General features: G+C 48.6%; 21 protein-coding genes and 2 tRNA genes. 5 read left to right on the forward strand and 18 right to left on the reverse strand.

The genetic code is table 11. The annotated features are described in order from the left end of the window. Position 1: 1 nt before the first annotated feature. From OSQ85_RS02405 to OSQ85_RS02430, 6 genes are all read right to left on the reverse strand, one after another. On the reverse strand, positions 2-1237 hold the full coding sequence (locus OSQ85_RS02405; protein ID WP_265821073.1) for a glutamate-5-semialdehyde dehydrogenase: 1236 nt from the start codon (positions 1235-1237) through the stop codon (positions 2-4). Continuing rightward, a complete protein-coding gene (proB, locus tag OSQ85_RS02410) occupies positions 1234-2379 on the reverse strand; it encodes a glutamate 5-kinase (RefSeq protein ID WP_265821074.1) in 1146 nt (381 codons plus the stop codon). The genes OSQ85_RS02405 and proB overlap by 4 nt, the downstream gene beginning before the upstream one ends. Before the next feature lie 509 nt (positions 2380-2888). Further along, complete coding sequence (locus OSQ85_RS02415) at positions 2889-3257, reverse strand: DUF779 domain-containing protein (protein WP_407649302.1); 369 nt, start codon at positions 3255-3257, stop codon at positions 2889-2891. A gap of 21 nt (positions 3258-3278) precedes the next feature. Beyond that, positions 3279-4805: an acetaldehyde dehydrogenase ExaC gene (gene exaC / locus OSQ85_RS02420; RefSeq protein ID WP_265821076.1), complete on the reverse strand. Its 1527-nt coding sequence runs from the start codon at positions 4803-4805 to the stop codon at positions 3279-3281. Positions 4806-5143: 338 nt separating this feature from the next. Then, positions 5144-5219, reverse strand: a tRNA-Gln gene (locus OSQ85_RS02425). 108 nt (positions 5220-5327) lie between these two features. Then, positions 5328-5399 (reverse strand) — tRNA-Gln (locus OSQ85_RS02430). A 207-nt stretch (positions 5400-5606) separates the two neighbouring features. On the opposite strand from OSQ85_RS02430, the gene OSQ85_RS02435 reads away from it, so the two are divergent. From OSQ85_RS02435 to OSQ85_RS02445, 3 genes are all read left to right on the forward strand, one after another. Continuing rightward, positions 5607-6041, forward strand: coding sequence for an RrF2 family transcriptional regulator (locus OSQ85_RS02435; protein WP_265821077.1), 435 nt, complete (start codon positions 5607-5609; stop codon positions 6039-6041). A 507-nt stretch (positions 6042-6548) separates the two neighbouring features. Beyond that, on the forward strand, positions 6549-8852 hold the full coding sequence (locus OSQ85_RS02440; protein WP_265821078.1) for a vitamin B12-dependent ribonucleotide reductase: 2304 nt from the start codon (positions 6549-6551) through the stop codon (positions 8850-8852). A gap of 203 nt (positions 8853-9055) precedes the next feature. Beyond that, the gene (locus OSQ85_RS02445) at positions 9056-9337 is read left to right on the forward strand and encodes a hypothetical protein (RefSeq protein ID WP_265821079.1); all 282 of its coding nucleotides are present in this window, start codon (positions 9056-9058) and stop codon (positions 9335-9337) included. A gap of 84 nt (positions 9338-9421) precedes the next feature. Here the strand turns inward: OSQ85_RS02445 and OSQ85_RS02450 are convergent, their stop codons facing one another. Next, positions 9422-9868 carry a hypothetical protein gene (locus OSQ85_RS02450; protein WP_265821081.1) on the reverse strand — a complete coding sequence of 149 codons (447 nt, stop codon included), beginning with the start codon at positions 9866-9868 and terminating at the stop codon, positions 9422-9424. A gap of 237 nt (positions 9869-10105) precedes the next feature. Between OSQ85_RS02450 and OSQ85_RS02455 the strand changes: the two genes are divergently transcribed. After that, positions 10106-11122, forward strand: a complete 1017-nt coding sequence (locus OSQ85_RS02455; RefSeq protein ID WP_265821082.1) for a glycosyltransferase family 9 protein — start codon at positions 10106-10108, stop codon at positions 11120-11122. Positions 11123-11195: 73 nt separating this feature from the next. Then, positions 11196-12065 (forward strand): polysaccharide deacetylase family protein, encoded by an 870-nt coding sequence (locus OSQ85_RS02460; protein ID WP_265821083.1) that lies wholly within the window; start codon positions 11196-11198, stop codon positions 12063-12065. Between the two features lie 185 nt (positions 12066-12250). On the opposite strand, the gene OSQ85_RS02465 is transcribed toward OSQ85_RS02460, so the two are convergent. Genes OSQ85_RS02465 through OSQ85_RS02515 form a run of 11 tightly spaced genes read right to left on the reverse strand, consistent with a single transcriptional unit; the run spans position 12251 to position 22149 of the window. Next, positions 12251-13408, reverse strand: a complete 1158-nt coding sequence (locus tag OSQ85_RS02465; protein WP_265821084.1) for a M23 family metallopeptidase — start codon at positions 13406-13408, stop codon at positions 12251-12253. After that, positions 13408-14016, reverse strand: coding sequence for a DedA family protein (locus tag OSQ85_RS02470; protein ID WP_265821085.1), 609 nt, complete (start codon positions 14014-14016; stop codon positions 13408-13410). The genes OSQ85_RS02465 and OSQ85_RS02470 overlap by 1 nt, the downstream gene beginning before the upstream one ends. Then, positions 14009-15667, reverse strand: a complete 1659-nt coding sequence (gene recN, locus OSQ85_RS02475) for a DNA repair protein RecN (protein ID WP_265821086.1) — start codon at positions 15665-15667, stop codon at positions 14009-14011. The genes OSQ85_RS02470 and recN overlap by 8 nt, the downstream gene beginning before the upstream one ends. Next, the gene (locus OSQ85_RS02480) at positions 15667-16518 is read right to left on the reverse strand and encodes an NAD(+)/NADH kinase (RefSeq protein WP_265821088.1); all 852 of its coding nucleotides are present in this window, start codon (positions 16516-16518) and stop codon (positions 15667-15669) included. Before OSQ85_RS02480 ends, recN begins: the two co-directional genes overlap by 1 nt. Continuing rightward, entirely contained in the window at positions 16460-17296 is an 837-nt protein-coding gene (locus tag OSQ85_RS02485) for a TlyA family RNA methyltransferase (RefSeq protein WP_265821089.1), read from the reverse strand. The genes OSQ85_RS02480 and OSQ85_RS02485 overlap by 59 nt, the downstream gene beginning before the upstream one ends. Then, positions 17293-19158, reverse strand: coding sequence for a 1-deoxy-D-xylulose-5-phosphate synthase (dxs, locus tag OSQ85_RS02490; RefSeq protein ID WP_265821090.1), 1866 nt, complete (start codon positions 19156-19158; stop codon positions 17293-17295). Before dxs ends, OSQ85_RS02485 begins: the two co-directional genes overlap by 4 nt. Beyond that, positions 19159-20058, reverse strand: coding sequence for a polyprenyl synthetase family protein (locus OSQ85_RS02495; RefSeq protein ID WP_265821091.1), 900 nt, complete (start codon positions 20056-20058; stop codon positions 19159-19161). Beyond that, entirely contained in the window at positions 20051-20278 is a 228-nt protein-coding gene (gene xseB / locus OSQ85_RS02500; protein ID WP_265821092.1) for an exodeoxyribonuclease VII small subunit, read from the reverse strand. The genes OSQ85_RS02495 and xseB overlap by 8 nt, the downstream gene beginning before the upstream one ends. After that, positions 20275-20736, reverse strand: coding sequence for a thioredoxin-dependent thiol peroxidase (bcp, locus tag OSQ85_RS02505; RefSeq protein WP_265821093.1), 462 nt, complete (start codon positions 20734-20736; stop codon positions 20275-20277). Before bcp ends, xseB begins: the two co-directional genes overlap by 4 nt. After that, a complete protein-coding gene (gene rlmN, locus OSQ85_RS02510) occupies positions 20729-21805 on the reverse strand; it encodes a 23S rRNA (adenine(2503)-C(2))-methyltransferase RlmN (RefSeq protein ID WP_265821094.1) in 1077 nt (358 codons plus the stop codon). The genes bcp and rlmN overlap by 8 nt, the downstream gene beginning before the upstream one ends. After that, positions 21805-22149: an STAS domain-containing protein gene (locus OSQ85_RS02515; RefSeq protein ID WP_265821095.1), complete on the reverse strand. Its 345-nt coding sequence runs from the start codon at positions 22147-22149 to the stop codon at positions 21805-21807. The genes rlmN and OSQ85_RS02515 overlap by 1 nt, the downstream gene beginning before the upstream one ends. Positions 22150-22155 lie beyond the last annotated feature (6 nt).

A 22155-nucleotide genomic window follows, 5' to 3' on the forward strand; every position in this document is an offset into this window, starting at 1 on the left:
CTTATTCCCGGATGTGGCCGTCGCCGTAAACCTGATATTTTGTTGTTGTCAGGTCGAAAGCGCCCATAGGCCCACGGCAGTGAAGTTTCTGCGTGCTGATGCCTATCTCGGCCCCAAGTCCGAACTCCCCGCCGTCGTTGAATCTTGTTGATGCGTTCACGAATACGGCAGAAGCGTCCGCCCTGTCCATGAACTGTCTTGCGCTTGTGTAGTTTTCGGTAATAATCGCTTCCGAATGACCGGAGCCGTATCTGTTTATATGTTTAAGCGCCTCTTCCATGGACGAAACAACCTTAACCGACAGAATCAGATCGAGGTACTCCGTACTCCAGTCCGCATCCGTGGCAGGCTTGACATCTATGAAGCTCAGTGTCCTTCCGCAGCCTCTCAGTTCCAGCCCGTCCTTCTGCGTAAGCTCCGCAAACGCGGGGAGAAACGCTCCCGCCGCATCCTCATGCACAAGAAGAGTCTCCGCTGCATTGCACACGCCCGGACGCTGAACCTTGGCGTTACGGACTATTTTGAGCGCCTTCTGTATATCCGCATCCCTGTCCACATAAACATGGCAGATGCCCGCATCGTGCTTAACAAGGGGCACATGGGCGTTTTCAGAGCAGAACTTAATCAGCTCCGCGCCGCCTCTGGGGATGATTATGTCTATATATCCTTTAGCCTGAAGCATTTCCATTACCCGCGCCCTGTCAGTGTCCGGAACTATATTAACCGTTCCGTCGGGGAGCCCCGCTTCTTTCAGAGCCTCCTCCATTATTCTGCCGAGGCAGGTGTTTGAATGAATAGCCTCTTTTCCGCCTCTGAGAATCGAGACATTGCCCGATTTAAGGCAGAGAGCGGCAGCATCTATTGTAACATTCGGTCTGGATTCGTATATGATCCCGACAACGCCGAGAGGAACGCGCACTTTGGTTATATAAAGCCCGTTGGGGCGTTTGTAGCCGTCCACAACTGAGCCCACGGGGTCGGTCTGCTCTTTTATCTCATTTACAGCCTTTATCATGGAGTTCACAGCCTTGTCATCCAGCCTGAGCCTGTCAATAAGGGCGGAGCTCAGTCCGGCTTCACGTCCGGCCTTGAGGTCTTTTTCGTTTTCGGATTTTATCAGTTCGCGGTTTTCGTCAAGCTTACGGGCTATGGCAGCCAGAGCTTCATTTTTGACTTTGGTGTTCAGGTTCATCAGCTTATAGGAAGTGCTTCTGGCTTTTTCAAAAAGTTCCTTCATCCGTGCCCCCTCTCCGCAGATACCACAAGGTCGTCCCTGTGGATTATTTCATCGGAGAATTTATAACCGAGTATGTCAAAAATCTCTGCGGATTTTCTGCCCATGATCTGGCGCATATCCTTGCTGGAATAGCGGGTTTTTCCCTTTGCCAGTTCCCGCCCGTCCGCATCGGCAACGGAGATTATATCGCCTATACCGAAACGCCCCGTGACATTCACCACGCCGGAGGGAAGCAGAGACTTTTTCATATCCACTATAGCCTTAACAGCGCCCGCGTCAATGGAAATAGTGCCTTTGACACTGGCTGCGTGGGCGATCCAGAATTTCCTTATGCGGTAAACATCTTCCGTGTGGGAGAAATAGGTTCCCACAAGCTCGCCGTTGATGAATCTCTGAATGTTTGCCGTGTCCCGTCCGTTTATTATCCCCACGTGGCATCCTGCGTTCAGCGCCTTTTTAGCAGCCTTGAGCTTGGAGCCCATGCCGCCTGTGCCCACACCGCTGACGGATTCGCCTGCGGCGCTCATGAGGTTTTCGTCAATATACTGAACATCGTGTATCAGCTTCGCATCGGGATAAACCGAAGGATTTTTATCGTAAAGTCCGTTAACATCAGAGAGAATAAGCAGAAGATCCGCCCCTATCAGACCGGCAACCAGAGCCGATAGGTTATCGTTATCCCCGAAGGATTCAAAATATTTAAGCTCGTCCACGACTACGGTGTCGTTTTCGTTTATGATCGGCACAACACCTAATTCAAGCAGGCGGCGGATCGCATAACGCGCATTGAGGCATCTGCGGCTGTTTGAAAAATCATCCTTAGTGATCAGAATCTGCGCAACACTCTTGCCGAAGTTCTCAAACTCTTTCTCATAAAACCATATGAGGCGCGCCTGACCGATGGCTGCGCACGCCTGTCTGTCGGTGATGTTTTTCGGTCTGGATGAAAAGCCCAGATGCCTGAAACCAGCACCCACAGCACCGGAGGAGACGATTACAATATTTTTGATTTTTTTATTAACATCGGCAAGCACGGATGTGAGAGAACTGATGAATTCAAGGTTAACCCCATCGTTCTGTCCGAGGAGAACATTGCTACCAATTTTAATGACGAGGGTTTCTATTTCAGGTAAATGTCTCATACTTTATTATTTAAAACGTACATCCTGTGGTTTTTACAGCAAGCTCTGCGCATTCGCACCCTTGGGGCTGTTTGCGTCATTGCGAACCCTGAAAGGGTGAAGCAATCTCTCATTCGATAGCATCAAACTGCACATCCTGTCAGTTTGATGTACACGCTCGCGCCGCTTAAAAAGCGGCTTCGCTTCGCACGGCGCAGCCCCTTCCATGGGGCTGTATATCTCTGTATATTCAGAGACTGCCTCATAGTTTCAGCTCCTCGCAGTGACACAGCAGTGCGCCATTCCGGGGCATCAGCCGAAGAATCTATGACTTAACAGGAAAAAACCTGCACGTCCCTCAGTTTTCAGGCAGGTGCATACCGCCCCCTGCGCCATTGGGTTCTGTACCATTTATATCGGGCGTTTGTCAATAATTTAACCGCTCTCAAACCCACCCATGAAAACAAAAAAAGAGGAGTATGCAAATCATACCCCTCTTAAGGAAATATTTACTGAATATACGCCTGTGTCTATACTGATTCCCCGGATTCCGGAGGCCGGATTTGGCATACGCGGGATCTTGTGATAAAGTGGCTGTTTTCTCCCGCCGCAATAGAGAAGCCTTCCGGCTCCCCTTCCCCGACATCTAATATAAGCTGAGTATGCTTCCATACCTCATACTGACGGAAGTCAATATAGAACGGACAACCTCCGACCTCACCTAACAGGACATCGTTGTCGCCGATCATAAACTCCCCCTCTTCAAAGCACATAGGCAGGCTGCCGTCGCAGCAACCGCCGGACTGGAAGAAGAGAACAGATCCGCGCTCCTCCCGAAGGCGTTTTATTGCTTCAAGGGCTGCGAGCGTGGCCACAACCGCGGGTTCTCCGTCAGGCATTATTATCATACGGGTCTCCTGTTAAAAGAAACCAAGAGCATTCGGACTGTAGCTCACCAGCAGGTTTTTGGTCTGCGTGTAATGCTCAAGCATCATCTGATGGTTCTCCCTTCCGATGCCCGATATTTTATACCCGCCAAAAGCCGCTCCGGCAGGGTATAAGTGGTAGCAGTTAGTCCAAACACGTCCGGCTTTTATTGCCCGCCCCATGCGGTAGGCGCGGCTGGCATCTCTTGTCCATACACCGGCTCCCAGACCGTAAAGGGTGTCATTTGCTAACTCCAGCGCTTCGGCTTCGTCCTTGAAGGTGGTTACAGCCAGAACAGGCCCGAAGATCTCTTCCTGAAATACGCGCATCTTATTGTTGCCGCGCAGAACAGTAGGCTGAAAATAGTAACCGCCGGACAGTTCTCCGCTCATCATGTTGCGCTGGCCGCCTATCAGGCATTCCGCGCCTTCCTGTCTGCCTATTTCAACATAGCCTGTTATTTTCTCTATCTGCTGCACGGATACCTGAGCTCCGAGCATAGTTGATGTATCCAGCGGGTTGCCCTGAGTAATCTTTCTGATGCGGTCAAGGCAACGATCCATAAACTTATCATAGATTGATTCCTGAATGAGCGCGCGTGACGGGCATGTGCAAACCTCACCCTTATTGAAGGCGTAAAGAACCAAGCCTTCAACCGCTTTGTCCAGAAATGCATCATCCTCAGCCATTACATCGGCAAAGAATATGTTGGGAGATTTTCCGCCAAGCTCAGTTGTGGACGGAATAAGGTTCTGTGCCGCATACTGCATTATCAGCCTGCCCGTTGCTGTTTCACCGGTAAAGCCTATTTTGGCTATGCGCGGGCTGGTGGCAAGGGCTTTGCCTATTTCGCCTCCGGGGCCGGTTATGATATTGATAACTCCGGGGGGAACTATATCTGCGATAACTTCCGCAAATTTCAGAATTGACCACGGAGTCGGGGATGCGGGTTTAATCACCGTGCAGTTGCCGGCAGCAAGGGCGGGAGCAATCTTCCACGCTGCCATAAGAAGAGGGAAGTTAAAAGGTATGATCTGCCCCACCACGCCCAGCGGTTCATGAAAATGATAGGCCACGGTGTCTTTGTCGATTTCAGTGAGCGTACCTTCAAGTGAGCGGGTGGCTCCTGCAAAATAACGGAAATGGTCAACCGCCAGCGGAATATCAGCCGCGAGGGTTTCGCGCACAGGTTTGCCGTTTTCCCAGCTTTCCGCCACAGCCAGCATTTCCAGATTGGCCTCAATGGCATCAGCAATGCGGTTAAGAACTGCGGCACGCTCAGCGAGTGATGCTGAACCCCATGCGTCTTTTGCCTTATGTGCCGCATCCAGTGCCTTGTTGACATCTTCAACAGTTGATTTCGCAACTTCGCAGAAAGGTTTTCCGGTAACAGGGCTGATGTTGGGCATATACTGCCCTTTTTCGGGGGCTACCCATTCACCTCCGATGAAATTGTTGTAACGAGATTTTAGTGATACGATACTTCCTGCATTTCCGGGTGCTTCGTAAATTTTTCCCATCAGTAACCTCCAAAGGTTTTTACGGGGGGTTGACGCTGCCGCACTGAAAGCCAGTAGAATACATATGTCCGTAGTTAGCCATCTCGAACATAGTTATCATAGAATACTTAAAATATACTCCCCCTGTCTGCAAAGTCAAGGCATAGAGATTTACCCTGCTGCGGTTGATATTCAACGGAATACCGCTGATTTGAAGTTGAAAATATCCAGATACAGAAGGATGTTAGTTGTGATTTCCGGGGAAGATTTTATAATGAAAAAGCCAATCAAGAGATATGTAAAAAAATGTTAAATATATTTTGTGTCAACAGAACAGCGGCGGGTTGTTTTAAGAAAAATGGCAGGGGTAGAAGGACTCGAACCTACAATACACAGTACCAAAAACTGCTGCCTTACCAATTTGGCTATACCCCTGTAAGGAAAAAAGAACTTATAAGTTTTTAATGCATTTGTCAATATTTTTCACCGCCGGAGCAAAGCCCGCAGCGATGAATTACTTAATGACACGGAAAAAAAGAGAAGCAGGGGTGGAAGGACTCGAACCCACAATACACGGTACCAGAAACCGATGCCTTACCATTTGGCTACACCCCTGTAAGTTGGGAAATCGTATTTATAGCTTTTTTACTCCTGTGTCAACCAATTTTTATCAAAGACATTAAAAAAGATGCATCTGCTCTCAAAACCCTTGACTGAACCAGACTGTGTTTGTATGATTAGACGGAATCCTAAGTATTTTTATTTAGTTTAAACTGACACAGGGACTGAATCTTTTAATTTGATAAAAAGAAGGAGTTACATATGAAAGTTACCAGAGCCAGTGATTACGCGATCCGCTCACTCATCCACATAGCAAAAAAACAGGAAGGAACGGTTTTTATGCGCTCTGAACTGTCCAAGGCCTGCGATATACCGGACAGCTTTCTGGGCAAAATTCTCCAGAACCTCGCCAAGGCAGACATACTAAGCTCCGAGCGGGGCAAAAAAGGCGGATTCAGGCTCAACAGACCCACCCAGGACATCACAGTCTATGACATAATCAAAGCAATCGAAGGCGAACTCAGTTTAAATGAATGTATTTTTGATGACAGTTTTTGCAGCATAGTTAACACCTGCTCAGCACATAAAATGTGGGGCAGCATACAGGACTCCCTTCTTCAAAAGCTCAAATCCTATACCCTTAAACAACTTGCGGATGATGAGATGAGAGGGCAGAAAGAACACGTTCAGCCGTAAACGGCATTAGACGGGGCTTCCAGCATAAGTAGCTTATAATAATGAATAAATTTTATTATTTTTTTATTTGACGAACCCCCATTCATGCTTTAACATATATCTCATGGGCGGTGCGTATCTCCTTTTCATGCCCCCGGTTAGCACAGACTGCTGAAATATCCTTTACCTTTAGACCTGTTTATTTTTATCGGTGCTCAAGGTTGCGTTGCGGCTGTTTTGTTAACCCTATATCAACTTTTCTATGGTAAAGGTGTTGTTGTGGCTTATCACCATGGGGTCGGAAGCATTTCTTTTTTAAATTCCGGTAAGCAGTCTGCTTTTTCCCTGTTCGGGGTGATTATTCCTTCAATAAATTAAAAAAATACTTGGGAAAAATACTTTCCCCTATATTTTAATTAAAATGCGGATCTGCGGGTCTGCGTTATTTGTTTGTACAAGACGCTTTTGCGTCATTATTTGAAAAAAACGCTAACCCGCTGCCTCTCCAGCTGCGGGTGCGGAGGTTGTATGCTTAACACCGAGGAGATTGAAAAGGTTCTCTCCCGTGAACCGAAACTTTCGGCAAATGCTGTTACCGTTCTTAAGAAGAGGTATTTAAAGAGGGATAATAACGGTAATGCCACGGAAACGCCGAAAAAAATGTTCCAGCGTGTGGCGCTGAACATTGCGGAAGCCGAAAGAAAATTTGACGAGAAGGCGGATGTTCTCGCCAAAGCGGCTCAGTTTTACGATCAGATGATTGATCTCAAATTCCTTCCCAATTCTCCCACTCTTATGAACGCAGGAAGAGAGCTTCAGCAGCTTTCCGCATGCTTTGTTCTTCCTGTGGATGACACGCTCGAAGGCATTTTCGATGCGGTTAAGAACACCGCTCTTATTCATAAATCCGGCGGAGGAACAGGTTTTTCCTTCAGCCGCCTCAGACCGAAAGACGATGTGGTAAAAACCACCAAAGGCGTATCCAGCGGCCCAGTATCGTTCATGAGCGTTTTTGACGCAGCCACGGAAACCATCAAACAGGGCGGAACAAGACGCGGCGCGAACATGGGGATCCTCCGTGTGGATCACCCTGATATTATGGACTTTATCTACGCCAAGCAGGACAAAACAAAGCTCACTAACTTCAACATCTCTGTCGGCGCAACAGAAGCCTTTATGAACGCCCTTGAGTCAAGCGGCAATTTTGACCTTATAAACCCCAAAACCAAAAAGAAAGCAGGCTCCCTCAACGCGAAAGAAGTCTTCGATCAGATGGTTCAGCTTGCGTGGGAAGGCGGAGATCCGGGAATCATATTCCTTGACAGAATAAACGCCGAAAACCCCACCCCGAAAGAGGGTGAAATAGAGAGCACAAACCCCTGCGGCGAGCAGCCTCTTCTCCCTTATGAATCATGCAATCTCGGTTCAATAAACCTTGGCAGGTTTGTGGAAGACGGCAAGGCGGACTGGAAAGCCCTTGAAGAAACAGTGAAAACTGCCGTCAGATTCCTTGACAACGTAATCGAAATGAACAAGTACCCCATAGTTCAGATCGAAAACCAGACAAAAAGAAACCGCAAAATCGGTCTCGGCATCATGGGCTGGGCGGATATGCTTGCCATGCTTGAAATCCCCTACAACAGTGACGAGGCAATAGACTTTGCTGAAAAAATAATGAAATTCATCCGTGACAAGGCAAGGGAAGCCTCCGCAGAACTCGCTAAAGAAAGAGGAAACTTCCCCACTTTCAACGACAGCGTGTACCCTGCCATGGGCTTTAAAAACATGCGCAACGCCACAGTCACCACCATTGCCCCCACAGGCACAATATCGATCATCGCCGGATGTTCCAGCGGAATCGAGCCCTATTTTGCCATAGCCTTCTACAGGTTTGTTATGGATAACAACAAACTGCCGGAAGTATGCCCCGTTTTCAAGGATATAGCCAAGAAAGACGGCTTTTACTCTGATGACCTCATGGAGAAAGTGGCCGATACCGGGCATGTGCATGACCTTGAGCAGGTTCCGTCAAAATGGCGCAAAGTGTTTGTAACATCGCATGAAATAACACCCCTTTGGCATATCAAAATGCAGGCGGCATTCCAGAGATATACTGACAATGCAGTGAGCAAAACAGTTAACTTCTCCAACGAAGCCACAGTGGATGATGTACGGAACGCTTATCTCCTCTCATACAAACTCGGCTGCAAAGGAACTACAATCTACCGTGACGGAAGCCGCACGGGGCAGGTTCTTAACGTTGGCACAAAAGAGAAGAAGGAAGAAGCAGTTGCTGCTCAGCAGCTTCCCAATAAACCCAGACCCAGACCCTCTGTGCTGGTGGGACGCACTATAGAGATGATGACCGGCTGCGGCAAACTTTATGTAACTATAAATCAGGATGAAAACGGCGAACCATTCGAAGTTTTCACCAGCATGGGCAAAGCCGGCGGATGCGCACAGAGCCAGTGCGAGGCAATAGGAAGGCTTATCTCCCTCGACCTCAGAAGCGGCGGCGATATTGACCTGATCATCAAGCAGCTTAAAGGCATATCATGCCACATGAAATACGGTTTCGGCCAGAACACTGTGCTGAGTTGTTCCGACGCTGTGGGCAAAGCCCTTGAGCTTGCTCTCAAAGCCTCGGCACTTGAGATAACTGTTACGGGCAAGCAGGAAAAACTCAGCGTTGACAAGCTCCTTGAAACAGTGAGTGTTCATGAGGAAGAGCATAAGGTGAAAAACGGCGCCTGCCCCGAATGCGGCAGCCCCATAGAACACGTAGAAGGCTGCGATATTTGCTACTCCTGCGGCTATTCGCACTGCAGCTAAGGCAGGCAGTATATATTACCGAAGAATCTTCCGTAATCCAGACTCAAGGCCGCAGTATAAGACATGCTGCGGCCTTTTTTTTCATATTTTTCTCAATTTCGCTGTAATTCAGCAAAAAAATACTTTAAGATCCATTCATACGGACGATAACTATATCAGGTGGTTTTAGGGCATGGATGCCCGTTTTATGACTAGGAGGTCTTATGAAGTCCAGCGAAGAATTCCTGAGCAATGTTTTTGCCGTTCTCGGACATATAAATCAGGCTATAGAGCGCAATGTGTCCATTCTCCTTGAAAAGAAAGTCGAAGGAAAATCATCTCACTTCAATGTAATTCTCAAAGGCGAAAAAGAAGGCGAAGTATTTGTAATGGCTTCCGATCTCACCGAAGAACAGCTTAAATGGTATGTGTTCGGGCTGGGTGACGGACTGGGGCTTACCCCCGAACAGCTTAAAAATCACACAAAACAGCAAAAAACCGCCTGAAAAGGCGATTCCCTAAAAATTATTTATACCGCTTAAGTTCCAGAGAGCGGCGGGCTTCGAAAGAGCCCGCCGTTTTTTTATAAACTATTCAGCCGGTACGCCTCCCCTGCCCTGCATAGGCTGAAAAGGATACTGACCAAGCATTACACCGTTAGGGGTCAATGTAAGGCTCATTTTGTTGCCGCTTTTATCAGTAACCGGAGCCGACCACACTGTGAAGCCTCTGGGGGTTGTGAAGCCTTCCAGTTTGCCAACCTGATAGCCTTTCAGATTAGCCGCAGCGTAATCATTAATAATCTTCCCGGCTTCTGCCTCTGTGTACTGAGTAACTGCCTTCGGCCCTCTCTGAACATTAGCCTGAGCCATCATTTTTCTGCCTTTAAACTGACCGCCCTGATAATTCATGCCCTGATACTGTCCGCCAGCCTGAACACACTGTGCGTAGCCCATACCGCCGCCCATACGCGCGTATGCTGATCCGGCGAATGCTATCGTAAGAATTGCCGCCATTGCTATAACTGTTTTTCTCATTTTATGCCTCCTTAAATGAGCTTTTACAGTTAATAAAGCAAAGTCCGTTCCCAAAGTGCCAAACAGAAATTATCTTATATAACAGCACCTAACCCGAAACCATGATTTTCATCCGCAGTTAATATTCTGCACAGATGAGCAGAAACTGCACAATATCCCGTCTGCAGTCCGGATTAAAAAATTGACCCTGACTGCTTAGTCTGCTATCTTTCAAAATACTTGAAAACACGGTGTAAAATGAAATTCCTTCTCATACAGCTATACCAGACAGGAGACGTAGTTCTTACCACGCACATCCAAAGAGAAATAAAAAACGCGTACCCTGATGCGGAAATAGATTTCCTCACATTTACAGCCAACAAACCTGTTCTGGAAAACAGCCCCTATCTCAGAAATATCTTAACTACTGACAGAAAAAGCGGACTGAAAGGCCTTATTAAAATCATCATACAGATACGGAAAAATAAATATGATGCAGTGCTGGACTTCATGAACAATCCACGCACAGCTTTGATAAGCCTTTTCAGCGGGGCAAAAAACACAGTGGGCTACGCCACAAGCAGAAGAAGGCGGTTCTACAACACTCTGGCCTCCAGACTGGAAGGCAGCCCCGGAGAGACCAAGCTTTCGCTCATAGCTCCGTTTATCAGTGATTTCAGACCCGAAACCCATAACACACGCCCTGAACTTTTCACATCAGAAGCAGCAGATGAAAAAGCCGCAGAGGTTCTCAGCAGCTTCGGAATCAAAGACAGCGACTTCATAGTAACCATGTCCCCCACCCATAAACGTGATACCAGAAGGTGGAAACTTAAGCATTTCATGAACATTGCCTCTTTTGTCACCGAAAAATATGATGCAAAGGTGATTCTTACCTATGGTCCGGGCGAAAAAGGGTATATAACTGACAATGTACCGGTGATGCCTGAAAATGTTTATCTTATGCCGCAGCTTTCACTCGGTGAGTTTACAGCACTTATAAAAAGAGCAAAGCTCCATATAGGCAATGATTCTGCACCGCACCACATAGCAACGGCGTTCAAGATACCAACATTCATCATTATCGGTTCCTCCCATACAAGCTGGGTGTTCAGCTCTCCAGAGCACACCTGTATCACCAAAGGGATGGACTGCCAGCCCTGCGGCAAATCAGTATGTGCAATCAGCGGGGAGATACCCTGCATGGAGAATCTGACCGCGGACGATGTTAAGCCCGCGCTGGAGAGGTTTATAAAGAATGTTTTCCGCCTTTAAATCAGTACCTGTTTTAAGTTATACAAGTATTTCAGATAAAAGCGACATCACAAAAGAAGACTTCAGAAGGCAGATGAGGGTTCTGGCGCGCGGCGGGTACACCCCTGTTTCCGCAGTCAGGCTCCATGAGTTTATGCTCGGTGACGGGGATTTGCCCCGCAGACCTGTTGTAATCACCTTTGACGGCTGCCTTTTTGACAACTGGGTAAACGCCATGCCCGTTCTGGATGAATTCGGCTTTAAGGCGGTTTTTTTCTGCATAACTGGCTTTCTTCATGACACGCCCAGAAGACCGCAGCACGAAAACCAAACACTGCCGGACAGAGATCAGGCTTTTGAACAGGCGCTCTGCAACAAAGACTTTTCCGGCTTCATGAGCAGGCAGGAGGTTTATGAAACAGTCCACGGACTGGGGCATGAGGTTTACAGCGGCTCTGTCACACACCCTATGATTTTCAGTTCAGCCAGCCAGAACGGCATCTTCCCTGACAAGCAGCATTGGTGCTTTCACAGCATATGCGGCAAATTGCATAAAGGTGATAAGGTATATGACATAGGCTCCGCCCTTGCTTACAACGGCTACGTAATCAAAGACGGCTCACCCGTTCTGAGGGGCATGGACGAGAGGGCAAAGCTGTGCCGATTCGAGCTTGAGGAGAGCAAAAAGGAGCTTGAATACCTTCTCGCACGTCCCTGCGGATTTTTCAGCTGGCCCTGCGGTCAGTATGATAAGCTTTCGCTGAGCATTCTTGAGGAAACAGGGTATAAAGGAGCATTCACCTTTGACAGAGGCTCAAACGCCCGTAATACGGATGTACGGTATATAAAAAGAATAAAAGTCAAAGGAAGAAGACCGCTCATCTGGCTGCGCAAGAAACTCGGAATCTACTCCAACTCAATAACCGCCAGCCTTTTCGGCAGAAAATTCAAACTGAAAATCTAGATACAAAAACGCCCTCCTGAGGGAGGGCGCCAGGCTGATTACAAAAACAGCAACTGACTTGTTCATACATATAAAATCCCCCTCAATCCCCCTTTATCAAAGGGGGAAGTTACTGTGATTAAAAGCAGAATACCCTCCTTTAGCAAAGGAGGGCAGGGGAAGATTTATGCAAAGGGCGCTTAGCTTTACATAGTAGGAACAGTTTTGGAGGCGTAAGCCGCTTTTACAAGCACCTCATCCAGTCTGGAGGCGTAGTATTTTGTTGTGTCCTGAAACTCCGCGACTTCTGCCTTCGGAAGTTTCGGCGCTGGAGCCTTGAACGTCAGCGGGTTTATGTACGTGTTCCCTTTTCTCAGACGGTAGTCGACATGGGGACCGGTGGATATGCCTGTACTGCCGACATAGCCGATGACCTCACCCTGCCTGACATACTTGCCTACATTCATGCCGTTTGCGAATCTGGAAAGGTGGAGGAAAAGAGTGTGGTAGTCGTTAGTGTGACGGAGACCGATGTAGTTGCCGTTATATTTTCCGTAGCCTCTCTTGCTCACGTAACCGTCAGCAGTGGCGTATATGGGTGTGCCCACGGGCGCGGCGTAATCCACTCCGAGGTGGGGTCTGACTTTGTTAAGCACAGGGTGGAGCCTGTTGTAGCTGAATGTTGATGAAACCCTGCCGAATTTAAGCGGAGCCTTGAGGAATCCTTTTTTAAGAGCGTTGCCTTCGGGGGTGAAGTAGCCCCTTGTCTTGCCGTTTTCATAGTAGAGTGCGCGGATGTGACGGCCGTTGTTGAAGAAATCAGCCGCGTGAACTCTTCCGTAGCCTGCGAACTCACCCTTGATGAAGCGTTTGTCCACAAGGAGGGTGAAGCTGTCACCGTGGCGTATGTCTTTGAAGAAGTCGATCTCCCATTCGTAGATCTCTGCCATTTTCATAGCCAGAGAGAAGTCCTCCCCGGTTGAGGTTATGGCGTTGTAGAGGCTGCTTTCAATAGTGCCGGAAACATAGGCTGTTACAGTTTCCACGGGATATTTTACCGCTTCAACCCTGAAACCGTCGCCGTCTTTCTCTACACGAAGCTCTTTATCCATACTGAGTTTAAAAAGCACCGAGTTTTCATCGGTAAGAAGAGTGGCTCCCGCTTTCAGAGTAAAATCGGGCAATTGGCTTTTAATTTCTTTTACGATTTCCACAACCTGCGCAGAATCGAAAATCCCCCCAAGGATCGAGTACAGAGTTTCGCCGAATTTCACAGTCCTTTCAATATAAGGGGAAGCATGGGAAACCTGAGCCGTAAAAATAAGCACGGCGGTAAGCACGGAAAATACAAATTTTTTCATCATCACACAGCCTTCTTTCTCTTTTTTTGAAAATAAAAGTAGCACACAATAATAACGGCTACAAAAACAAGCAGTAAAATACTTATCGTCTTTAATTTACTGTGCATTAGCTCAGGATTGTTTCCGATGAAAAATCCCACCCACGCAAGCACGACAACCCAGATTCCCGCGCCCAGACCTGTGTAAAAACAGAACTTAGGGATATTCATCCCGGCGAGTCCTGCCGGAAATGAAATGTACTGTCTTATCACAGGGATGAGCCTTCCGGTAAAAGTTGTGACCTCTCCGTGTTTCAGGAAAAAGCCATCAACCTTAGCAAACTTTTCCTCGTTAAGAAAAAGATACCTGCCGTACTTTTTAAGAAGCCCTCTGCCCATGTAAACGGCAATAAAGTAATTTACCAGTGCCCCTATCACGCTCCCCGCCACGCCGGAGAGCACAACAAAATATATGTTCATCTTCCCCTGCGCCGCCAGATACCCCGCCGGGGGAACCACAACCTCGCTGGGAAAAGGAACAAACGAGCTTTCAAGAGCCATGAGGAAAACTATCCCCCAATAGCCCATGCCGTGAACGGCATCCAGAACAAAATTAACAAACGCGCTAAGCATTGCCACCCCTGCCTGTCAGAAGTTCTTTCGCCTGCTCAAGGGAGGAAGGGGTTTTTTCTCCCGCTATCATCAGCGCGAGAACCTCTTCCCTTTCATCATCACAGAGCGCTTTCACATCGGTTCTGGCCTTGTCGCCGTCTGTACCTTTTGAAATGTGGAAGTGTCTGTTCCCCTCTGCCGCTACAACAGGAAGGTGAGTGATAACTATAACCTGCTTGCCGCGGGCTATGCTGCCCAGTTTTTTTGCCACCTGCTTCGCCGTTTTTCCGCTTATGCCGGTATCTATTTCGTCAAACACCAATGTGCCTACACGGTCAGACTCGGCAAAAACATCCTTAAGCGAAAGCATAACCCTTGAAATTTCCCCGCCTGAGGCCACTCTTGCCAGAGGAGCCGGAGGAAAGCCGGGGTTTGTGGATATATAAAACTCTGTGCGTACACCGCCCAGTTCGTCAAGTTCGTCCTGAGGAAAAAACTCAAGTTTAAAGACCGAGTTTTTGAGTTCCAGTTCACTTAAATTTTTAATAATTTCAGCAGAAAGTTTTTCGGCAGCCTTTTTTCTGGCAGAGTTGAGTTCATCCGCCTTTTTCTGTGCCTCTGAGTGAAGCGCGGTGACCTCCTTTTCCATTCTAGACATTGAGTCCTCGTCCAGAAAAAGGTTGTCCAGCCGCTCTTTTATAACCTGCCCGTGGCGTATTACCTCATCCAGCGTACCGCCGTATTTCTTCATCAGGTTAGCTAAACGGAACTTCCTGTCCATGAGCCTGTTAAGCTCTTCGGGGTCAAGCTCCTGCATATCCAGCATCTTTTCCAGAAATGCGGTCACATCCGCTATCTTATATCCCACATCGGCAAGGCTGTCCGCGGCGGAAGCCAGCTCCGCACCGTAATCCGCAACAGAGGACATAAGGGAGGAGGCGTTTCCTATCAGCTCCGAGGCGTTTATTTCGCCGTCTTTCAGATAGTTCAGGGAAGTTGCCGCCGCTTCGCGTATCTTCTCCATATGGGAGAGCATCTTTATCTTTTCCTCAAGCCCTTCATCCGTACCGGGGTCGATACGCATTGATTCTATCTCGTTAAGCTGAAATTCCAGAATATCCTTTTCTTTCAGTGTTTTTGCTATGTCAGACTTGATATTTTCAAACTTTTTCTTTTTTTCCAGATATTTACCGTATGCCGCAAGATAAGCGTCTTTCGGCTTCTGCTCCACAGCGGCATCCAGAAACTCTATATGGCAGGCAGGGTTAAGGAGCCTCTGGTGCTCATGCTGCCCGTGTATATCGGCGAACCCTTCCGCAACTTCCTTAAGCTGAACAACCGTTGCCAGTTTTCCATTGAGATAAACACGGTTTTTCCCTGCGCTGTCTATCTCTCTGCGGATTATGACTTCGTCCTCAATTTCGAACTGCTCTCTGGTGTCACCTGTAAGGTGAGAGAAATCACCGCTGAAAAGCCCTTCCACCACAAGCTTTTTCTCCTCATCACGAAGAAGGGTTCTGGCGAAGCGTTCACCCAGCAGAAGCTTTAAAGCACCTATAAACACAGATTTGCCCGCTCCGGTTTCCCCGGTGATGATGTTCAGTCCTTCCCCGAACTCAACCGTGGCGGACTCAATAACAGAAAGATTTTCAACACGAAGCATATTAAGCATCAGGAATCGCCCCAGCCGAGTTTTTCCCTTAGAAGGGAGTAGTAGTTTTTATTTTTCGGAACCACCAGAACGGTGGGAGATTGAGCTTTTTTTACGGATATGGTCATTGTCGGGTCTATGGAACGCCACACCTGACCGTCATAGGTGATGGACACATTTTCGTCCCTGCTTCTGAGTTTTATGGTTATGTTGCTGTTGTCGCTTATAACTATCGGCCTGTTGGTGAGTGCATGGGGGCAAATGGGGGATATGATTATTGTCTCCGTCTCAGGGTGAACAATGGGCCCTCCGGCTGCAAGATTATACGCTGTGGAGCCTGTGGGGGTGGAGATAATCAGCCCGTCCGCCCTGTAGCGGTTCACGAAATCTCCGTTTATGTAGACTTCCATCTCTATTATTCGGGCAAGGTCAGATTTATTGAGAACCACATCGTTGAGAACTTCTATCTCAAGAGTCTTCCGCCCCTCCTCCTCGATGTGGCAGTGGAGCTTCATCCTCTTTTCCAGCCTGTAATTATCGTTCAGGAAATCATCAAGAGCCGCGACAGCTTCGTCCACCCTTGTTTCGGTAAGAAAGCCTAGTCTGCCGAGGTTCACCCCAAGCACAGGCGTTTCTTTGCTGCCCAGAAGGCGTGCGGCGGATATAAGGGTTCCGTCCCCGCCGAGGACTACAACAAGGTCTGATTTTTCTCTGATTTCATCATGGTCTGCGGGCTCAGCACCCATTACTGCGGCGGCTTTCTCCTCAAAGAGGATGCAGACACCTTTTTCGGCAAGGAAAGCGCATACTTTTTCAAGAGTCTGTCTGACTTTCTCCCCGTGAGGCTTTGCTATAATAGATATAGTTTTCATCCGCTACCCGTTTGATAATCTCCGTAAGTCCAACGAAGTCTGACGGGCAATTGTATACAAAATACGCAGGATATTCAAGATTTCCTTTTGCTCCGCGTATCGGGGACTGGACAAGCCCGCGGAAGAATAATGATGATTCCTCCGCAGCCCTTATCACGGATTCTATAACACGGACATGCACGGATGTATCTGATACTATTCCGTTTCGGCCTATTTCACCCCTTTCCGCCTCAAACTGGGGCTTAATGAGGAGCACAGCCTCAGTGCCTTCGCGGCAGAACTGTACGCAGGAGGGAATAATCATTGAAAGGGAGATAAATGATACATCGGAAACGATTATATCAGCCTTTTCGCCTATGGTTTCAAACGGAATTGTGCGGAAGTTGGTCTGCTCAAGGTTTATGACACGGCTGTCTTTCTTAAGCTTTTCATGGAGCTGGTTTGTGCCCACATCAACAGCGAACACCTTCTTTGCCCCCTTCTGGAGAGCAAGATCCGTGAAACCGCCGGTGGAGGCGCCTATATCCAGAACTGTTTTATTCTTAAAATCAAGTCCGAAGGCGCTTACCGCCTTCTCAAGCTTCAAACCGCCCCGGCTGACATACGGCAGGGTTTCCTTCAGCCTCAGCACGGCATCGCGGCTTATCATCTGACCGGGCTTATCGATCCTGTGATCGTCTGCGACTGCGAGCCCCGCCATTATCAGGCGTTTTGCATGCTCCTGCGATTCCGCCAGCCCGTACTCCACCAAAAGCAGATCGAGGCGTTCCTTTTTCATAATCCGCCGTAAACGGATTTCACTTTCTCAAACATCTGCTCAGCGGTTAAGCCGCAGATCTGTCTGAGTTCCTTCACTGAGCCGTGCTCTATGAATATATCAGGTATGCCGAAGCGGACAACCCTCGCCCTGCTTCCGCCGTCCATAAGGACAGACTGAACCTCTTCCCCTGCTCCGCCTTTGACGGAACCCTCCTCCACAGTTACCACAAGCTTTTTCGAGCCTATGACGCCGCACAGGTATTCCTGATCCAGAGGCCTGAGAAAGCGGAGGTTTATGAGTGATACCTGCCCGTACTCCTCTTTCAGGTTTTTCCAGAGCTTGTACGATTCCTCAAAAATATGTCCGACTGAGACTATTGCTATCTCCCCTTCCGCTTCTATCACTTCCGGTCTGCCGTATTCAACAGATGAAACGGGCAGTTCGGGATAATGGTGAGCCTCGCCTCTGGCGTATCTCACCGCTGAGGGGCCTTTGAGCGCCATTGTCATTTTAAGCATGGTCTCAAGCTCATAGCTGTCCTTAGGGAGCATGATGGAGATGTTCGGTATCATGCGGAAATAAGATATGTCAAACACACCGTGGTGCGTCGGGCCGTCAGCACCCACAAGCCCGCCTCTGTCCACACAGAAAACAACGGGAAGGTTCTGCACTGCCACATCATGAATTATCTGATCAAAAGCGCGCTGGAAGAAGGTGGAATATATGGCAACATACGGGCGTATTCCGCTTATGGCAAGCCCCGCGGCAAATGTCACCGCATGCTGCTCCGCTATGCCCACATCAAAGAACCTGTCGGGGCATTTCTGTTCAAACTCGCACAGCCCCGTGCCGTCCTTCATGGCGGCACTTATCGCGGCTATTTCTTTATTTTTAACGCCCATTTCGGCAAGAACCTTTCCGAAGACATCAGTGTATGATTCGGCGCTGCCCAGCTTGGAGGAACAGCCTGTACTGACATCAAACGATGAAACACCGTGAAATCTGGACGGATCTTTCTCGGCGTGCCCGTACCCCTGCCCTTTTTTGGTGGAGACATGGATTATCACCGGCCCGTCCTGAAGCATGGCGTTCTGAAACGCTTTGTCCAGATCTGCCACCTTGTGTCCGTTCACCGGGCCTATGTATCTGAGCCCCAGTTCCTCAAAGAGGATTCCGGGTGTGAAAAGGCCGACTATCCCCTCCTCCATCTTCTTGGCTATTTTCAGAAGTCTGGGACCGAGGGGGCGTTTTTCCAGCAGGCTCTGCACATCCTTTCTGAAACGGGTGTACATTTTGCCTGTCATAAGGTTTGAAAGGTAATGGGAGAAAGCGCCCACATTGCTGCTTATGGACATTTCATTATCGTTCAGGACAACTATCATCCGCTTGTCAAGATGACCGAGGTTATTGAGCGCCTCAAACGCCATACCAGCAGTCATGGCTCCGTCACCTATGACGGCAACGACTTTTCTGTCCCGCCCCAGTATCGAATCAGCAACTGTCATACCGAGACCGGCGGAGATTGATGTGCTGGTGTGCCCTACCCCGAAAGCATCGAATGAACTCTCGGAGGGTTTGATGAAGCCTGATATACCCTTGAACGTGCGCAGGGTGTGGAATCTGTCCTTCCTGTCGGTAAGGATCTTATAAGCGTAGGACTGATGCCCCACATCCCACACTATGCGGTCGTACAGGGGGGTGAAATTGCGCAGAAGGCTTATTGTAAGCTCCACAACACCGAGGCTGGGAGCCAGATGACCGCCGTTTTTTGAAACAGTGCCGATTATTATCTCCCTTGTTTCGGCGGCGAGTATTTCAGCCTGCTGATAATCAAGCTTTTTTATATCATCCGGAAGCTTCAGTTTTTCGATTGTCCCCATCTAGTTCTTACGCTCCAGTACGTACTTGGCTATCTCTATGCACGGCCTTGCAGCCTTGCCGTAAGGCTCTACTATGGCTATTGCCTCCGCTGTGAGTTCGGAGGCGATTTTCATCGACCTTTCAACCCCGTAAAGGGCAGCGTATGTCGCCTTGCCCTCTGCCTCGTCCTTGCCTATGGATTTGCCCAGTTCCTCGGACGTGGAGGTGACATCAAGCACATCGTCCACCACCTGAAAGGCCAGCCCTATTTTCCTGCCGTAGGCTTTCATGTTCGCTTTGTCTATATCTTCCCCGTAGCCGAGTATAGCGCCAAGCTCTGCGCAGTAGGCAATGAGGCTTGCTGTTTTGTGCATGTGGATATAGTCCACGGTTTCAGCCTCCGGGTCTGTTCTTTCTGCCTGCATATCGGCAAACTGGCCGCCCACCATCCCCTTGTCACCCGCGGCTAGTGCCAGTTTAAAGGCTGCTTCCGCCATAAGCGGGGCTTCAATATCGGGATTGATCTCTTTATTCAGCATTATCTCAAACGCCTTGGTAAGCAGCGCATCTCCGGCAAGAATTGCCGTAGCCTCACCGAAAACCTTATGGTTAGTGGGCTTGCCCCTGCGGAAATCGTCATTATCCATAGCGGGAAGATCGTCATGAATGAGGGAGTAGGTATGCAGAACCTCAACAGCAGCGGCGTACGGGGTTACTTTATCAAAATAGTTGTCGAATATGCCGAAGGATGAAAATATCACCGCGGGGCGCATACGCTTGCCCCCTGCGGACAGGCTGTAGTTCATGGATTTCAGAAGTCCTGACGCATGAATATCAGCGGGAACCATATAGCTTTCGAAAAATTTTTCAACACGCTCCGCCCAGAAGCCAACATAGCCTTTCAGGTTGAAATCATTCATCGGCGGGCTCCGTGCGGATGTTCCCTTCGCTGTCAGCGCTGAGAACCTTGTTGACCTTTATCTCTATTTCATCAAGCATTTTGCGCGATTCCCTGCCAAGCTGCATCCCTTCCTGAAAGAGAGCCAGCGTGGTTTCTATATCAAGCTCAGAGTTCTCAAGCTTTTCCACTATTTCCTCAAGCCTTTTCAGCTTGGTTTCAAAAGCGCCTGTCTCTTTCATCTCAGTTCACACAGCACTTTTTCCGCGTGCCCTTTTGCCCTGACGTTTTTAAACGCCTTAAGCACTGTTCCGTCAGTATCTATGACGAAGGTGGAACGGATTATACCCATATATTTCACACCGTAGTTCTTCTTTTCACCGTATGCGCCGAAAGCCCCGGCGCACGCTTTATCCGGATCGGAGAGGAGCAGAATCTCAAGCTCATATTTTTCCTTGAATTTCTTGTGGCTGGCTGCGCTGTCCGGACTGACACCGATTATCCTGTAGCCTTCTTCGGCGTATTCCTTAGCAAGCGCGGTAAATTCGCGGGCTTCCGTTGTGCAGCCCGGAGTGTTGTCCTTGGGGTAGAAATAGAGAACGATTTTTTCTCCGCTGAAATCAGAGAGTGAATAAGACCTGCCGTCATCACCTTCCAGAGAAAAATCCGGGGCGGGATCACCCGCTTTGAGTTCAGCCATTGTCATCACCTTTTTCCTTTGCCGTTTTGGCGTAAAGCTGCCCGCAGGCTCCGTCAATGTCGCTTCCGAGGCTCTTTCTGATAAAAGTACCGATCCTCTCTTGTATCAGATATTGCTGGAATTTTAAAGTTTCTTTTTCCCCGGAGCTTCTGAACTCACCGTCCTTGGAGTTGTTGTATGCGATGAGGTTTACCTTTACAGGCATGCCTCTGATAAGCTTTGCAAAGGCTCTGGCATCCTCCTCGGAGTCATTAAACCCTTTGAGAAGAACATACTCTATCATTATCATTTTGTGCTTGCTGACAGGAAGTGACCTCACCACACGCATAAGCTCATCCAGAGGGAACTTTCTGGAAATGGGCATTATCTTCTCCCTCTTCGCCTGAGTAGGCGCATTGATGGAAACGGCAAGATTCACAGGCTTATCAAGCTCGAAAAGCTTCGGCAGCTTATCGGTGAGACCGGAGGTGGACACTGTTATCCTGCGGTATGAAAAGCCGTAGCCGTTATCATCCAGCAGAACAGTAATCGCAGGCAGAAGGTTTTCAAGGTTGTCCAGCGGTTCGCCCATCCCCATGAAAACAAGGTTGGTCAGCCTGCGCCCCTCAGCACGGAGCATGTTGTCCATGGTGCGTACCTGAAGGAGTATTTCCCCCACAGTGAGGTTGCGGATGAAGCCCATCTTCGCCGTGGAGCAGAAGACACACCCCATGCGGCAGCCAACCTGAGTGGATATACAGCCTGTGGCACGGTCAAAATCGCGCAGGGTTACAGCCTCAATCATGTTTCCGTCACTAAGGCGGAAGAGGAGCTTCATGGAGTCGTCCTGCATGGAGCGCTGCTCTTTTATCACCTCAAACTGAGTGAACCCGCATTCGGCTGTGAGTTTTTCACGGAGCTTTTTTGAGAGGTTCGTCATCTGCTCAAAATCGAGCACACGCTTATTATGAATCCAGTCGAAAATCTGATCGGCACGGAATTTTTCAAAGCCGATCTCCGCGAAATATTCGCGCATCGTCTCTTTGGACATAGAGTCCAGCATTATTAAGTCAGTATTGATTTGCGGCATCAGCCTTCCAGAATAGTACCTGCTGTTTCGTCCGTGGGATGGATGCTGAAAAGTCTGTGCAGGTTGGTACTGTCGAAAATTTTATTAATCTCTTCGCTTAGGTTGGTGAGGAAAAGAAGCTTTCCCCTTTCTTTCAGAAATTTTAATATCTGAATCAGCTCACGCAGCCCTGAACTGTTAAGGTAGTTTACTCTGGAAAAATTGACTATAACGGCATCATACGAATCATGTTCGATGATGAAGGTTTTCATTTCCTCCCCGTTATAAGAGTCAATTTCGTGGAGAGGGTACAACACTTCCACCGTTTTTCCGCTAAAATCCTTAATTTCTCTGCTGAACGCCATTATTAG

This window comes from Geovibrio ferrireducens (assembly GCF_026226615.1).
Lineage (GTDB): Bacteria > Chrysiogenota > Deferribacteres > Deferribacterales > Geovibrionaceae > Geovibrio > Geovibrio ferrireducens.